The organism is Pseudomonas koreensis, assembly GCF_025447595.1.
Taxonomy (GTDB): Bacteria; Pseudomonadota; Gammaproteobacteria; order Pseudomonadales; family Pseudomonadaceae; genus Aquipseudomonas; species Aquipseudomonas koreensis_H.
Window position 1 is genome coordinate 36,957 of sequence record NZ_JAOEJU010000008.1, and the last position, 15,773, is coordinate 52,729.

Below are 15,773 nucleotides of genomic sequence, written 5' to 3' on the forward strand. Positions count from 1 at the left end.
CTGGGCAGCCCCCACCCTGTGGGAGCGAGCTTGCTCGCGAAGAGGTCTTGTCAGCCGACATCATTGGTGACTGACACACCGCTTTCGCGAGCAAGCTCGCTCCCACAGGTTTGATCCCATTCAGAGCCGGCGTTTGCGGTTGAGCGTCGGTATGGTGGTTTGCGGGACTTCAACCTGTTTGGCCTGCGCCGAGGTTTGCGCGGCCAGCGCGGCCAGGGTCGGCTGGCTGAACAGCGTCCGCGCATCGACGTGCAGCCCGGCCTGACGCATGCGCGCCACCAGACTGACCGCCAGCAGCGAATGCCCGCCGAGTTCGAAGAAGTGGTCGTTGCGCCCGACCTGCTCCAGTTGCAGCACCTCGGCCCAGATCTGCGCCAGCCGGATTTCGACTTCGCCCTCGGGCGCCTCGTAGCGGCGACTGAGCACCGCCTCTGTCCCCGGTGCCGGCAAGGCTTTGCGGTCGACCTTGTCGTTGGGGGTCAGGGGCAACGCATCAAGCTTCACGTAGGCACCCGGTGCCATGTACTCCGGCAAGCGTTCAAGCACATGGGCACGCAAGGTTTCGATGGAAGGCGCGTCGAGGCCTTCACGCACGGTGAAATACGCCACCAGTCGCTCGTCCCTGACCAGCACCACCGCTTCACGCACGGCCGGATGCTCGATCAGCCGCGCTTCGATTTCCCCCGGCTCCAGACGCAGGCCACGCAGCTTGATCTGGAAGTCGTTGCGCCCGAGGAATTCGAGGTTGCCGTCCGCGCGGTAGCGCACCAGATCGCCGGTGCGATACAGGCGATCACCGGCCACGAACGGGCTGTCGATGAAACGCTCGGCTTGCATGTCCGGCAATCCCAGATAACCCCGCGCGACCCCTACCCCGCCGATGTGCAGGTGGCCGCTGACACCGAATGGCACCGGTTGATCATGGGCGTCCAACACATAGAGCCGGGTGTTGCTCAGGGCCTTGCCGATCGGCACCACGGCTTCCGGCACCGGTTGATCCGGTTCCAGCGTCCAGCCGGTGCTGTCGACCGTGGTTTCGGTCGGTCCATAAACGTTATGCAGACGCACCCATGGCAGGCGCTCGCGCACGCGCCGGGCCAGTGCGGCAGTCAGTTCACCGCCACCGTTGAGCAGGTCGGTCAGGCTGGTGCACTGGCTGACATCGTCCTGTTCGATGAACTGTTGCAACAGCGCCGGCACGAACTTGACCACGGTGATCTGCCGTTCGCGAATCACCTGGGTCACATACGCCGAATCACGGTTGCCGTCGGGACGCGCCAGCACCAGCCGCAGGCCGGAACATAGCGGCCAGAAAATCTCCCACACCGAACTGTCGAAGCTGAACGGCGCCTTCTGCAACAGCGCGCCGTGCCCGGTCGGCGGGCTGATCTGCGAGCCCCAGTGGACCATGTTGCAGGCGCTTCGGTGCTCGATCATCACGCCCTTCGGCGTGCCGGTGGAGCCCGAGGTGTAGATCATGTAGGCCAGGTTTGAAGCGCTCAAACCCGGTACGTGCAGGTTGTCGGCAGATGCGTGCTGCCAGGTGCAACGGTCGAAATCGATGACCGGCACACCCGGCTCGCCCAACAGATTGCGGGTGGCCTCGTGCACCAGCACCGCCACCGGGGCGCTGTTCTGCAACATGTAATGCAGGCGCTCCAGCGGATAGTCCGGATCCAGCGGCACATACGCGCCGCCCGCCTTGAGAATGCCGAGCAGGCCGACTATGAGATCCGGGCTGCGCTCGACGCAGATCGCCACCCGCGAATCGGGCTGCACACCGTGCTCGCGCAGATGATGCGCCAGACGGTTGGCCTGTTCGTTCAGTTGACGATAGGTCAGCTGTTGATCCCCGGCCTGCAATGCGATGGCGTCGGGTTGGCGTTGTGCATGTTGTTCGAACAACACTTGAAGCGGCTGATCGATCGGGCAATCGACTTCGCTGGCATTGAACTCGACCAGCAGTTGCTCAAGCTCCGCCGCCGGCAGGATCGGCAAGCGATTCAGCGGCTGTTGCGGGGTTTGCTCCAAGGCATCGACCAATGCGGCCAAGGCGGTTTGCACGTAGTCGCCGATGCGCTGCGCACCGATGCTGATCAGGGTTCGCGTGGTGATCTGCAAGGCGCTGCCCAGATCATCGACGCTCAGGGTCAGCGGGTAGTTGGTGCGTTCTTCGTTCTCCAGGGTCTGAATGCCTTGCCAGGCCTGGTCCGACGCCGATTCCTGCGCCTCAAGATCGGTGTGCCGATAGTTGAGCAACGCGCTGAACAGCGGTGCCGGCGACGCAACGCCGCTGCAACGCTGGGCCAGCGCCAATGACGCATGTTCGTGCCCGAGCAAGTCGGTCAGCCGGGCGTGGGTCAGCAGCACCGCATCGCGCGCGCCACGGTCCATGTCCACTCGCAGTGGCAAGGTGTTGATGAACACCCCCAGCGCCCGGTCCGCGCCCTCGCCGCCCTGCATCCGGCCCATAAAAACACTGCCGAACACCACCTGTTCCTGTCCCGACGTCGCTGCCAGTACCTGTGCCCAGACCAGGTGAATCAGGCTGGCCACGCTGACGCCCGCCTGCCGCGCCTGAAGGCGCAAGCGCCGGTCCAGTTCCGGCGCAAGCGTGCGTACGGCTTCATCGATACCGTGACCGTCGCCCTGCACGTCCTGCAAACCGAACGGCAGGGTCGGCTCGTCGATGTCGGCGAGCATTTCGCGGAAGAACGCTTCGTGTTCCTGCTCGCTGACACCGAGTCGGGTCTGGGCCACGTAATTGCGATACGGCACCGCTGGCGGCAGCGGATCCTCGAGCCCCAACAGGTTGGCGCGCATTTCATGGCGCAGGACTTCCAGCGCGATGTGATCCAGCGCCAGGTGATGGAACAACAGAATCGCCACGATCTGCCCATGGGCCGGGTCTCGGGCATACATCAACCGGATCAGCGGCGCCTGACTGACGTCGATGCGATAGCGACGAGCATCGAAGCGCGCGTGCAGTTGCGCGAGGACATCGCCTTCGGCCGGGTCGAGCATGATTTCCTGCACCGGCAATTCGGCTTCGCGCCAGACTACCTGCACCGGCGTGGTCAAACCTTCCCAGACCACCGCAGTGCGCAGGATGTCGTGGCGCGCCATGACCTGACGCAGCGCGGCCGCATAGGCCTCGACCCGCTCGACGCTGTCGAACGCCAGCTGCGATTGCAGCAGGTATGGATCGCCCTGCGCGGCGGTGATGTGGTGATAAAGAATGCCTTCCTGCAACGGCGCCAACGGATAAATGTCCTGCACGTTGGCCGCCCCGCCCGGCACCGTGGCGATGATCCGGTCGAGGGTGGCCTGATCCAGTTCTACCAACGGCAACAGGTCCGGGGTGATCTGTGTGCAACCTGGCGGAATACGGTTGGCCGGCACTTCGACCTCGCGGCCACTGCCCACCGACGCGGCCAGTGCCGCCAATGTCGGCTGACCGAACAGCACGCGCACATCGCTGCTCATCCCTAGCTGACGCATGCGCTCGATCAGGTTGACCGCCAGCAACGAGTGCCCGCCCAGTTCGAAGAAGTGATCGTGACGCCCGACCTTTTCGACTTGCAGTACGTCGGCCCAGATCTGCGCCAGGAGGATTTCGACGTCGCCTTGCGGGGCTTCGTACTCGCGGCGGATCAACGCCTCCGGCCCCGGCGCCGGCAACGCCTGGCGATCCAGTTTGCCGTTGGCCGTCAGGGGCATCCCCGTCAAGCGCACGTATGCCGATGGCAGCATCGCGCTCGGCAGACGGGTTTTCAGATGGGCGTGCAACTGCGTGATGTCCAACGGCTGGCGTTCGGTGAACCAGGCCAGCAGTTGGCCGTCACGCACCTGCACCACCGCATCGCGCACAGATTCATGGCTGCTCAACGCGGCTTCGATTTCGCCGGGTTCGATACGCACGCCACGGATTTTCACCTGATCGTCGTTGCGGCCCAGATATTCGATAGTGCCGTCCTGGCGCCAGCGTGCGAGGTCGCCGGTGCGGTACATCCGCGCGTTGGGCTGGCGGCTGAATGGATCGTCGAGGAAACGATCGGCGGTCAACTCGGGGCGATTGAAGTAACCCCGCGCCACGCCGGCGCCACCGACGTACAGCTCGCCGGCCACGCCAATCGGCACCGGACGCTGTCGGTCATCCAGCAGATAGGCCGTGGCATTGCTCACGGGTTTGCCGATGTGCAGCGTCCGGCCCGGTTCGATTCGGCCCGAGGTGGCGACCACCGTCGCTTCGGTCGGACCGTAGTTGTTGATCACCGCGAACGTCTGCTCGCGATTGAACTGACGCAGGCGATCACCGCCGATCAGCAGTGTGCGCAAGGTCGGGTGTTCGAGGTGACGGCTGAAGGCGTACTCGGCAATCGGGGTCGGCAGGAAACTCACGTCCAGCGGTTGCGCACGCCACCAGTCGAGCAGCGCGTCGATGTCTTCACCGCCGTCACGGGACGGCGCCAGGTGCAGGGTCGCACCGGCACACAACGCGGGCCAGACTTCCCAGGCCATGGCGTCGAAACCGAAGCCGGCGAGGCTCGAAGTGTGGCGACCGGCACACAGATCGAAAGCCGTGCAATGCCAGTCGACCAGATTCGATAACGTGTGATGTTCGACCATCACGCCTTTGGGCTGCCCGGTGGAGCCGGAGGTGTAGATCACGTAAGCCAGGTGCGCGGTGGTCAGACCCGAGACGTCGGGGTTGAGATCGTTGATCGGCCATCCGCGCCGATCGATGTCGATCACCGGCACGTCCAGCGTCGGCAAGCGCTCGCGCAGATCGTGCTGGGCCAGAACGACAACCGCAGCGCTGTCGCGCAATAGATAGGTCAGCCGCTCCGCAGGATGGGCCGGATCGACCGGCACATAACCGGCGCCGGACTTGAGGACCGCCAGCAGTGCAACCAGTGTGTCCAGCCCCCGGCGAGCGACCAGCGCCACGCGGTCATCGGGTCGCACGCCGAGCGCGATCAAATGATGAGCCAAGGCGTTGGCCTGACGGTTCAGTTCGGCATAGGTCAGCCGCAAGCCCTGGAACTCTGCCGCCACCGCATCCGGTCGCGTCGCCGCTTGCGCTTCGATGCGCTGGTGGATGGTCAGGTCTTTGGGGAATTCAACGCGCGTGTCATTCCACTGCTGCAACAACGCCGTTTCGGCCGGCAGGCTCAGGCTGAAATCGCCCACTGCCAGCGCGGGTTCTTCAAGCCCCTGTTCCAGCACCCACAGCAAGCGGCCGCTCAGCGCCGCGATTTCATCGGCGTCAAAGTAGGCTTCGTTGTACACCATGTACAAACTGTCCTCTTGGTCGCCACGACTGCTCAGCAGGTGCACAGACAAAGGCGTGCCCTCTTCGTGGTTCGACACCTTGACTACCCGCGCCTGCGCCTCGCCATAGTGGTACTCGTGCGCATCTCGTTCGTAGGACACCGTCACTTCGAACAGCTGCGAGCGATCCTCTCGCAGCAGGCCGAGCGCACGGTTCATCTCGCTAAGGGGGAAACGCTGATGGCGAAAATCCTGTTTCAGCTCATCGCCAATCGCCTTGATCAACGCCTCGAACGGCAACTCACGGCCAAAACCCATGCGTACCGCACTGACTTGAGTGAACAGTCCCAGAGTCGACTTGAACCGGGCGCCGGATCGGTTGAGCAACGGCACACCCACCACCCAATCGTCACGCTGGACGCTGCGGCTGAAATACACATGGATCGCCGCCAGCAGCACATGAAACGCCGATGCACCATATTCACGGGCTACCTGTTGCATGCGTTCGTGAAGTCGTGAGGGGAACACCTGCGAGAAAATCCGGGTCGGTGCCGACGCACTGGCAAAGCGTTCCTGATAACGCGGCAACAACAGCGGCTCGGGACAGTGTTGGTATTTGTCCAGCCAATACGCACGGTCGCGGGCATAACGGGCGGATTGAAAATACCGCGCATCGTCACGGATGAAATCGACATAGGACGGCGCCGAATCGGGTGGCTCCTGCCCGAGCGCCAGCGCGTTGTAAATCTCGTCGAGGGACTTGAGCATCTCGCCGAAACCCCAACCATCAACAATCAGGTGATGGGCCTGGAGTGAGAGCCAATGGCGGTCGTCATCGAGCCAGAGCAGACGAAACCGGAACAATGGCCCGCCGTCCAGCATGAACGGCTGTTCGATGCATTCCTGAGTCAGTTGGCGCGCGGCGGAACAAGGATCGGGATGGCTGCGAAGGTCGTTCACCGGCATCGGCACCGGCATGGACTGCACAAAACGCTGCAACGGCAGCCCATGTTCGCCGACCCCAGGCAGCAGGCTGGTGCGCATGGCGTCATGCCGGGCCACGAGCCCTTCAAGCGCTGCCTGCATCAGCGCCGGCTCCAGCGGGCCGGTCAGTTCGACATAACCACCGATGTTGTACATCGGCGAATTTCCCTGACGCAGTTGGTCGAGCCAGATGTCGCGCTGGGCGGCCGTCAACGGGAAGGCCTCGGAAATCGCGGACAGACCGTCCGCCGCGTCGGCAGCAAATTGGTTCATAAGATCCATCTCACGTGATTTGGCGCGTATTCAAGCATCGGCCCCGAAACACGCGTGACACGTGAAACCCGGACAACCCTCCCCACTTCGCACCGTCCTGTGAGCCAACAGGGCCGGACAGGTCAGCGATCCCCCTAAAAGTTCGGAAAGAAATGGCTGAAAATCCTGTAGGACAATCGCCACTTATTGCTACCGACCAGCGTCTCGCAATTGTGGAGCGCGGGGGTCTTAGCCCCGGATTTCGGGGTTCGCACTAGACCGTACAGTCACGGACTACGAGACCTTGCACATTGATCTGACAGAAACGTGACGCCATTTTTTCGGAAATAGTGGCACTTTGTGTCCCTGTTTTCCCCTACAGACGTAGGACAAATGCTTGGGCTTAAATCCCGCTCCAGATCGATTTCAAGGAGAAAAGACTGGGTGGGCGTTTCACGGGTGCATGCACGGCAGACGATTCGGCAATGGCTCTACATCAGGGATGACAAGGATATGAATCTGACCGGCAGTCTTCGCAACATGGAAAATCCGCACTTTTACTGGCAGTTGGGAGAGTTGATCGCCAGTACCGGCAACGAGCGTTTTGCCACGAACATGTTCCAGCTGGTCGACAACCTCGTTCCGGTCAATCGCGTCCATCTCAGTGAGTGGACCCTGGATGAACGGGAGTCCAGCGTAGTGGAGATCAAGGCGTTGGGCAGCGCAGGTTTGCCGGACACCTTCCCGCCCCCGGATCCGTTGCAGCACCCGGACGACCATCCGCTGCTGCAACAGATGATCGAGATGAACGACTCGCTGCTGATACAACTGAAAGCCTCGCTCCAGCAACATCAACCGCACCACAGCGTCCACCAGTGCAATCTGGTGTCCCGCACGTCCAACCGCCGCTGCGTCATCTCGTTCTACCGTCCCCACACGCACCGGGCGTTTTCCCTGCCGGAACTGTCGTTTCTCAAACGTCTGTCAGACACCTTGCTGCCATTGAGCGAGCGCCACGCGCACCTCAGTCGACAGGCCACCGCCCGCCAATCGCACCGGCCACAGGCCGATCAGCAACAGGCGCCGCTCCAACAGGTATTCGACCAACGACTGGCGCTGGGCGACATCACGCTGTCGGTGCGGGAAAAGGAAGTCTGTCTGGGCTTGCTGACCGGCGGCACAGTGCCGCAGATGGCCGAACGGCTCAGGGTCAAGAACAGCTCGATCGAAACCTATCTCAAGCGTGCGGCCGCCAAGTTGGGCGTCAGCGGTCGCCATGGTCTGGCGAAATGGATGGCCGGAGCCTGACCCAGCGTTTTCCCACCAAGGGCGCGTGCCGCCCGCTCTCATTCGTGAACGAGGCTGTTTGATGTCCAGGTTGCCGATTTCCCTGCTGTCCGCCGCGCTGCTGCTGGGCGGTTGCTCGTTGATTCCCGATTACCAGCGACCGGCATCGCCGAGCGCGGCGCAGTATCCGCAAGGTCCGGCGTATGCCGCGCAATCCCCGGCCACACCCCGCGTCGAGGACTGGCGCGCGCTGTTCAATGACCCGGCGTTACAGCAGTTGATTGAGAGCGCGCTGGTCAACAACCGTGATCTGCGGGTGGCCGCGCTGAACGTCGAGGCGTTTCAGGCGCAGTACCGCATCCAGCGCGCCGATCTGCTGCCGGCGGTGTCGGCCAACGCCAACGAACTGCGTCAGCGGGTACCGTCCAGCGTGACCCGCACCAAAGCGGCGATCACCTCGACCTATTCGGTAAACCTGGGCATCAGTGCGTATGAACTGGACTTCTTCGGCCGGGTGCGCAGCCTCAGCGAGCAAGCATTGCTGACGTGGCTGTCCACTGAAGAGGCCCGACGCAGTGCGCAATTGAGTCTGGTGGCCAACGTCGCCAACGCCTACCTGACCTGGCGCGCCGATCAAGAGTTGCTGGCCCTGGCCGAGGAGACGCTGGCCGCCGACGAGCGAAGCCTGCACCTGACCACCCGCAACCGCGAGGCCGGCAAATCCTCGGCGCTGGATCAGATTCAGGCGCAGACCAGCGTCGACAGCACCCGCGCGAGCCTGGCCCGTTATCAGCGTCAGGTCGCCCAGGACCTGAACAGCCTGACGCTGCTGGTGGGTGCGCCGGTGTCGGAAAACCTGCCGGCGCGTCCGCTGAACAGTGATCTGGTGGCAACCGTGCCGGCCGGGTTGCCGTCGGATCTTTTGCAACGCCGGCCGGACATTCTCCAGGCCGAGTACAAACTGCGCGCCGCCAATGCCAACATCGGCGCGGCGCGGGCGGCGTTTTTCCCCAGTGTCAGCCTGACGGCCAATGCCGGGACGTCCAGCCGTGATCTGTCCGGACTGTTCAAGGGCGGCTCAGGTGCCTGGACGTTCCAGCCGCAGATCAACCTGCCGATCTTCAACGCCGGCAGTCTGCGCGCAAGCCTTGATTACGCGAAGCTGCAAAAAGACATCACCGTCGCCGAGTACGAAAAGACTATTCAGACAGCATTCCAGGAAGTATCCGACGGCCTCGCGGCGCGCCAGACCTACGAACAGCAACTCCAGGCCCAACGCGATCTGGTGCAGGCGACCCAGGATTATTACGACATGGCGCAGCACCGCTATCGAAGCGGCGTCGACAGCAGCCTGACGTTTCTCGATGCCCAGCGTTCGCTGTTCAGTTCCCAGCAAGGACTGATTACCGACCGGTTGGCGCAACTGGTGGCGCAAGTGAACCTGTACACCGCGCTGGGCGGTGGCTGGAGCCCGGTTGAACCGCCACCGCTATCACCCTGAGTCATTTTTTCTTACACCTTTTGTCGCCCGATCCGACATTGGCTGGCGTTCAAAAACCGACCTCTCGGTTCATTTTGGTATCATGCGCCGCTTTTACGGTTAACCCGCCCGCCTGTCCTGCCGACTGGCGGGCTCCAAAGGGCGGTATGAAATGACGGCTTTGTTGACTCGCCGCAAGGTGCTTGCGGGAATGGGCGTACTCGGTCTGGGCCTGCTCGCCGGCTGCGACACCCGCGGCAAACTGTCGTACAAGTACGGCAAGGATCTGAGCGACAAAATCCTCGGACGCACCTTCAAGCTCAAGGACACCGAAGGCAACACCGTGTCGCTGTCGAGCTTTCGCGGCCTGATGCCGATGATTTTCTTCGGCTTCACCCAGTGCCCGGCGGTCTGCCCGACGACACTGGCCCGCGCCGCGAAAATCAAGAAGCTGATGGGCAAGGATGGCGACATCCTGCAAGTGGTGTTCATCACCCTCGACCCGGAACGCGACACCCCGGAAATCCTCGACGCCTACGTCAAGACCTTCGATCCAAGCTTCGTCGCGCTGTACGGCACCCTCGAAGAAACCAAGGCCACCGCCAAGGAATTCGACGTGTTCTACGAAAAAGTCCCGGCCGGCGACACCTATACCCTGTCCCACACCGCCACCAGTTACGTCTACGACACTCGGGGCAACTTGCGTGTGGGCCTGTCTCAATCGCTTTCGGCACAAGAGTGCACGGAAGATTTGCTTACCGTCATGGAGGTCTGCTGATGAACCCTTTTCTGAACAACATCAAACGTGCCGCACTGGGCCTGTCCCTGCTGGGCCTGGCGTTCCAGGTGTCGGCGCAGACCAGGGTCGATGACGCCTGGGTGCGTGCGACCGTGCCGAACCAGTCGGCCAGCGGCGCGTTCATGATCGTCACCGCCGACAGCGACAGCAAGCTGCTCAGCGTTGCCTCGCCGGCGGCCAAGGACGTGCAGGTTCATGAAATGACCATGAAAAACGACGTAATGAGCATGGGCCCGGTGAAATCGGTCGACCTGCCGGCGGGCAAAGCCGTCAACTTCGACCCGAATGGCTACCACGTGATGCTGATGGGCCTGACCGCGCAGTTGAAGGAAGGCGACAGCGTGCCGCTGACCCTGACCGTCGAAAACGCCAAGGGCGAAAAGGAAACCGTTGAAGTGAAAGCACCGGTCAAGGCGCTGACCATGGAAGGCCACGATCACAGCAAGATGCATTGATCGCTGACTGACAGATTTACGGCTTCAAAAAACAACAGGGGCGGCATGATCGATGATCATGCCGCCCCTTTTGCATCTGGATGTCAGACCAGTTTCAATTCAACCTCGATATTGTTGCACGTGGCCTTGGAGTACGGGCACACCTGATGCGCCGCATCCACCAGCTGCTGCGCCGCGCCACGCTCCATGCCCGGCAGGCTTACATTCAGTCGCGCCTGCAGGAGATACCCTCCCGAATTAGTGCCCAGGTCCACTTCGGCATCCACCGCCAGGTCTGCCGGCAGGCTGATTTTCTGCTGCCCCGCCACCGCTTTCATCGCGCCGATGAAACACGCCGACCAGCCGGCGCGAACAGTTGCTCCGGATTGGTCCCGCCGCCACTGGAGCCGGGCGACGACAGTTTTACATCGAGGATCCCGTCGGAACTGCGCGATGCGCCGTCACGTCCGCCGGTGGTGTGGGTTTTCGCGGTGTAGAGGACTTTTTCGATCTGACTCATGGCGATCTCCTGGATGAAAAACAGCAGATTGTTCACTCGGCGCCTCCCGTCGCAACCTTGAGGTGCGCCACCCGTTTTAAACAGCCCTCTCACTATAGACGCGGGTTTACCGCTCACCCGGCCGGCGGACGTGCGGACACCCCGACCGTCGACGGCCTCGGCAAAAAACCGTTGCTGGAATCCAGCCTCCTCACCTCGACCTCATGGAAAGCATGCTTTACATCAGCAATAGCTTCAACGACCATGTAAAGCGTCTTTTACATAGGAGTTTGGACATGAACCGATTCAACCGAGAGATGGCCGCGGCCATGGTCCTGTACGCAGTGGTGCTGCTGGCATCGCAATTCGCGCTGATTTACCTGGCGGATGCCAACGCTTACCTGCGCGGCGTCATCGTGCTGATACCCATGATTCCGGTCGGCTTGTTCTGCTGGACGGTCGTACGCGACATGCGACGTCTCGACGAAATGTATCTGCGTATCCAGTTCGAAGCTCTCGGCTTTGCATTCGCCGCGTCGGCCCTGCTCACCTTCACTTACGGTTTTCTGGAAACGGTGGGCGCCCCGCACATCCCGTGGCTTTGGGTCTGGCCGGTGATGGGCGCGATGTGGATGATCGGCCTGCGCATCGCGCGGCGCCGCTACCAATGAAGAACCGCCTCAAGGAACTGCGCGCCGAGCGCAAGTGGTCGCAGGTTGATCTGGCCGAACGCCTGAACGTTTCGCGCCAGACCATCAATGCGATTGAAAACGAACGCTACGACCCGAGCCTGCCTCTGGCGTTCCAGATTGCCCGGGCGTTCGAGATGCCGATTGAAAGCATCTTTCATGACTCGTTGAGTTGATACGAAAAGTCCGCGCGTCAGCGCGTGCTGCCGGGCGGGCTGTTCACAAATGACGAGTGTTCAACTTCCCGACCCGCCATGGGCCTCTTCAAAGAAATAATCCTTCCAGCTGTCCGCCTTGTTTTTCAGCACACCCAGCTCCTGCAATTTCTCTGCATATATATAGGTGCGTTGCGGCACCACGGTGAAATCGATCTCCGGATCGGTGACGATTTTCTCAACCAGCGCCAACGGCAATTTCGACTGTTCAACCCGGATGTAAGCCTGAGCCGCAGCGGGCTTGTCGGCCTTGATGATCTTCTCGGCCTCGGCCAGGGCGTCGTAGAACGCCTTGTAGGTTTTCGGGTTTTCGTCGTGGAATTTTTCCGTGGTGTAGAGCACGTTGAACGTGGCCTGGCCGCCGAGCACGTCGTAAGAACTCAACACTTTATGCACGTTCGGGTTCTGCAGCGCCTGGTACTGGAACGGCGGGCTGGAGAAATGCGCGTTGATTTCCGAGCCGCCGGCGATCAATGCGGCCGTGGCATCCGGGTGCGGCAGGCTGACGGAGATGTCGTCGAATTTCTTGTACTGGTCATTGCCGAATTCCTTGGCCGTTTCGATCTGCAGCGTGCGTGACTGGAATCCCACACCCGCCGCCGGAACGGCGATGCGATCCTTGTCGCTGAAGTCCTTGAGGGTTTTCACGTTCGGGTTATTGGTCAGCAGGTAGTTGGGCATCGAACCCAGCGAAGCGATGGCCTTGACGTTCTGCTTGCCCTTGGTGCGATCCCACACGGTGAGCATCGGCGGCACGCCGGCCGAGACCACGTCCAGCGATCCGGTGAGCAACGCTTCGTTCATCGCGGTGGCGCCGGAAATGCTGTTCCAGTCGACCTTGATGTCCAGACCCTGGGCCTTGCCGTGTTTCTCGATCAGTTGCTGATCGCGCACCACATCCAGAATCAGATAACCGATGCCGAATTGCTGGGCGATGCTGATCTTGCCTTCGGCTTGAGCAGTGTTGCAGAGCAGCGCACCAGCCAGCGAAGCCGCCAGCAGCGTCAGTGCAGAACGTTTGAACGGTAGGGCCATGACAACCTCGCAGTGATCTAAAGGATAATCTGTGAGGCCGGACTCTATCGCTATAAAAAACGGAGTTTAAATACCGTTATCGCATATTGATATCACCTGAACGTCAGCCTTGCAGAAACGCCTGCAAGTCCGCGCCCAAGCTATCGAACACCGCTGAAACCCGCTGCACTCGACGCATGTCCTGATGCATGGCGATCCACACATCCACCATAAAATCCACGTCTCCAGGCAGAACTCGCATCAGTCCATGGCGCTCGGCCAGTTGCCGGGAGCTCACGCCAATCCCCAGCCCGGCACGCAGCGCCGCCCATTGCGCCAGATGATCATCGGTGCGAATGGCCGTGTGCTCGGCTGAACAATCGAAGCCGCGCTCACGCAGAAACTCGATCTCGCCCGCATTGCGATCCGGGCCAATCAGCGAAAAACGGCGCAAGTCCTCAGGCGTTTCAGGTACGCCCTGCTCCGCCAGCAATTCGGGTGTGGCGTACAGGCCGACGTGCAGATCGCCGACCTTGCGCGCCACCACCGAGGCTTCGGTCGGGCGGCGGATGCGCACGGCGACGTCGGCCTCTTGCTGTGAGAGGGTTTGCAGACGATTCGAAACATTCAGTTCCAGCGCCAATTGCGGGTGTTGCTGACGCAGGCGGCGCAACATCGGCGGCAGGATTTCGATGCCCAACAGCTTGCCGGCCGTCAGGCGCACGGTGCCGCCGGTTTGCGCCACGTCAGCGGAAGCGGCGCGGTTGAATGCGTTGGCGGCCAGGGCCATGGCTTCGACATGGCCGATCAACTCCCTGGCGGTCTCGGTCGGCAACAGCCCCGACGGCGAGCGGATGAACAGGCTGACGCCGACGCTCTGCTCCAGCGCCTCGATCCGCCGCCGCGCCGTGGCCTAGGCGATTCCCAGCAAACGCGCGGCGCCCGACAGACTGCCGGTGCGCAGTACCGCAAGAAAGGCGCGCTGGGTTTCCCATTGAAGTTGTGGAGCGTTCATACATTTCCTGTGAGCGGTTGGGCAGTTTTGGCCGATGTTCATTCACCGGGGTCTGCGGCATGCTGCGCGAGCATACCGCACGGGCCTTGCGCCCGGCATCGAACCCGCAGTTGAAGGAGCCTTGCCCATGACACTCACCGGCCAATGTCGCTGCAGTGCCGTCCGCTATCAGTTGAACACCGACGTGCCGCCGGCGATCTACGCCTGCCATTGCACGGATTGCCAGACCTGGAGCGGCAGCGCCTTTGCCCTGCACGCCCTGCTGCCCGCCGACGCCCTGACGCTGAGCGGGCCGCTGACCACTTATGCCTATGATCTCAATGGGCAGCACTCAGAACATCAGGTGTGCAGTGTCTGCCACACGCGTCTGTGCAACACCACGACGGCCGCGCCGGAGATGAAAGTGCTGCGCGCCGGCACGCTCGATGAAAGCCGCTCACTGCAACCGATGGCGCACATCTGGGTCAGTCACAAACAACCCTGGCTGACGCTGCCCGAGGGACTGCCGAGCTGGCCGCAGAGCCCGACCCCGCAGGCCTTCGGCGAAGCCCTCATGGCGTACGCTGGTTGAACCAGGTTTTGACCCCGTCGGCGTTCGACGACAAGCGCTTCGCGGTGTCCACGAACGGCGTGACGATCAGGCTGTACAGCGTCAGATAACGCGTGCGGTCCTGCTCGCCCGTCCCGAAGCGCAGCACTTCAGGCTTTGAAGTGGTGACGTACAGCGTGCCGAACAGCCAGTCCCACAGTGACAGATTGATCGCGAAGTTTTTGTTGAAATGTCGTGGGGCATCACTGTGGTGGATCTGGTGCTGGGCCGGGCTGTTGAGCACATGCTCGACCGCCGGCCCGAACGACAGCCAGACATGGCTGTGCCGCAGATTGGAGCCCAGGCTGTTGATGACCAGCACCAGCCAGGTCACACCAAACAACGTATAGCGGCTGACCTCGCCGCCGCAGGCGTACCAGACCACCCCGGCAAACGCACCGAGGCCGGCGGTGATGACAATCCTTTCGACAATCGATTCGACGATATGAATCCGGCTGGCCGTGGCCGGCACCAGTACCGGCGCCGAATGGTGAACCTTGTGAAACTCCCACAGATAACGGGAATGAAAGGCGCGGTGAATCCAGTAATGCAGAAAATCCCTGAACAGGAACACACCCAGTCCGTAGAACAACGCGATCAACGGATGATCCGGCACCTGCTCGCGAGCGCCCCAGAGCTGGGTGAAAAATCGCGCATAATCGCCCGAACGAAGGATGTGCGGGTCGACGAGGCCAACAACCGGCAATACCAGGGCCACCTTCAGAATCGCCTTGATGAAGTAATAGCGATAATCCAGCCAGGCCGAGCGATGCCCGTGCACACGACCGCCGCCGACGAATTGCCAGAAGGATCGGGCCTGGGTCAGATGTCGGGATTTTCGGTGGCGATAAAGGATGTAAGCCACGCCGTAGGACGTGAGCAGGAACACCACACCAAGGCGTCCGTTCAAATCGAACAGGCCAAGGAACTGCTCGGTGACCGGATCGATCACCCAGCGGCTGAGCTGCGCAAAGAGTTGCGTGAGGACATCCACGGAGCTTGATCTCCATCAGAGGTCGCGCATTGTAAATCGCACTGGTTCGCAAATGCAGCTGGAACAGATCAAAGGCGAATTAAACAGCCTGAAACAATAAAACCCCGTCGCCGTGATGGCCGAAGAGCCGCCGTCACACCTCTGACATGAACGCGGGCCAAGGCCTCAACGGTTTCCCTGAACGCTTGACGATGTCCGGCACCGGATCACTTGTGCGTTTAAAAAAGCGATCAGACCGCCCACCCTTG

General features: G+C 61.7%; 10 protein-coding genes and 2 pseudogenes. 7 read left to right on the plus strand and 5 right to left on the minus strand.

Annotated features, from left to right (window positions below):
* Positions 1-120 precede the first annotated feature (120 nt).
* A complete protein-coding gene (locus N8H71_RS12360) occupies positions 121-6,531 on the minus strand; it encodes a non-ribosomal peptide synthetase (RefSeq protein ID WP_262194182.1) in 6,411 nt (2,136 codons plus the stop codon).
* A 492-nt stretch (positions 6,532-7,023) separates the two neighbouring features.
* Here N8H71_RS12360 and N8H71_RS12365 point away from each other — a divergent pair, with 492 nt between their 5' ends.
* From N8H71_RS12365 to N8H71_RS12380, 4 genes are all read left to right on the plus strand, one after another.
* The gene (locus tag N8H71_RS12365) at positions 7,024-7,818 is read left to right on the plus strand and encodes a helix-turn-helix transcriptional regulator (RefSeq protein WP_262194183.1); all 795 of its coding nucleotides are present in this window, start codon (positions 7,024-7,026) and stop codon (positions 7,816-7,818) included.
* A gap of 61 nt (positions 7,819-7,879) precedes the next feature.
* On the plus strand, positions 7,880-9,298 hold the full coding sequence (adeC, locus tag N8H71_RS12370; RefSeq protein WP_262194184.1) for an AdeC/AdeK/OprM family multidrug efflux complex outer membrane factor: 1,419 nt from the start codon (positions 7,880-7,882) through the stop codon (positions 9,296-9,298).
* Positions 9,299-9,449: 151 nt separating this feature from the next.
* On the plus strand, positions 9,450-10,055 hold the full coding sequence (locus N8H71_RS12375) for an SCO family protein (RefSeq protein WP_085686515.1): 606 nt from the start codon (positions 9,450-9,452) through the stop codon (positions 10,053-10,055).
* The gene (locus N8H71_RS12380; RefSeq protein WP_262194185.1) at positions 10,055-10,531 is read left to right on the plus strand and encodes a copper chaperone PCu(A)C; all 477 of its coding nucleotides are present in this window, start codon (positions 10,055-10,057) and stop codon (positions 10,529-10,531) included. The genes N8H71_RS12375 and N8H71_RS12380 overlap by 1 nt, the downstream gene beginning before the upstream one ends.
* 83 nt (positions 10,532-10,614) lie before the next feature.
* Here the strand turns inward: N8H71_RS12380 and N8H71_RS12385 are convergent.
* Positions 10,615-11,030 (minus strand): annotated as a pseudogene (locus N8H71_RS12385) (organic hydroperoxide resistance protein).
* A gap of 275 nt (positions 11,031-11,305) precedes the next feature.
* Here N8H71_RS12385 and N8H71_RS12390 point away from each other — a divergent pair.
* Together N8H71_RS12390 and N8H71_RS12395 are read left to right on the plus strand one after the other, a co-directional pair.
* Positions 11,306-11,680 carry a hypothetical protein gene (locus tag N8H71_RS12390; protein WP_262194186.1) on the plus strand — a complete coding sequence of 125 codons (375 nt, stop codon included), beginning with the start codon at positions 11,306-11,308 and terminating at the stop codon, positions 11,678-11,680.
* On the plus strand, positions 11,677-11,874 hold the full coding sequence (locus N8H71_RS12395; protein ID WP_262194187.1) for a helix-turn-helix transcriptional regulator: 198 nt from the start codon (positions 11,677-11,679) through the stop codon (positions 11,872-11,874). Before N8H71_RS12390 ends, N8H71_RS12395 begins: the two co-directional genes overlap by 4 nt.
* A 60-nt stretch (positions 11,875-11,934) precedes the next feature.
* Here the strand turns inward: N8H71_RS12395 and N8H71_RS12400 are convergent, their stop codons facing one another.
* Both N8H71_RS12400 and N8H71_RS12405 read right to left on the minus strand, forming a co-directional pair.
* Positions 11,935-12,948: an ABC transporter substrate-binding protein gene (locus N8H71_RS12400; RefSeq protein WP_262194188.1), complete on the minus strand. Its 1,014-nt coding sequence runs from the start codon at positions 12,946-12,948 to the stop codon at positions 11,935-11,937.
* A gap of 103 nt (positions 12,949-13,051) precedes the next feature.
* Positions 13,052-13,942: pseudogene (locus tag N8H71_RS12405) on the minus strand (LysR family transcriptional regulator).
* Between the two features lie 127 nt (positions 13,943-14,069).
* Here N8H71_RS12405 and N8H71_RS12410 point away from each other — a divergent pair.
* On the plus strand, positions 14,070-14,513 hold the full coding sequence (locus N8H71_RS12410; protein WP_262194189.1) for a GFA family protein: 444 nt from the start codon (positions 14,070-14,072) through the stop codon (positions 14,511-14,513).
* Here N8H71_RS12410 and N8H71_RS12415 read toward each other — a convergent pair.
* On the minus strand, positions 14,494-15,525 hold the full coding sequence (locus N8H71_RS12415; RefSeq protein WP_262194190.1) for a sterol desaturase family protein: 1,032 nt from the start codon (positions 15,523-15,525) through the stop codon (positions 14,494-14,496). The two genes, N8H71_RS12410 and N8H71_RS12415, sit on opposite strands and share 20 nt — an antisense overlap.
* Between the last annotated feature and the right edge of the window lie 248 nt (positions 15,526-15,773).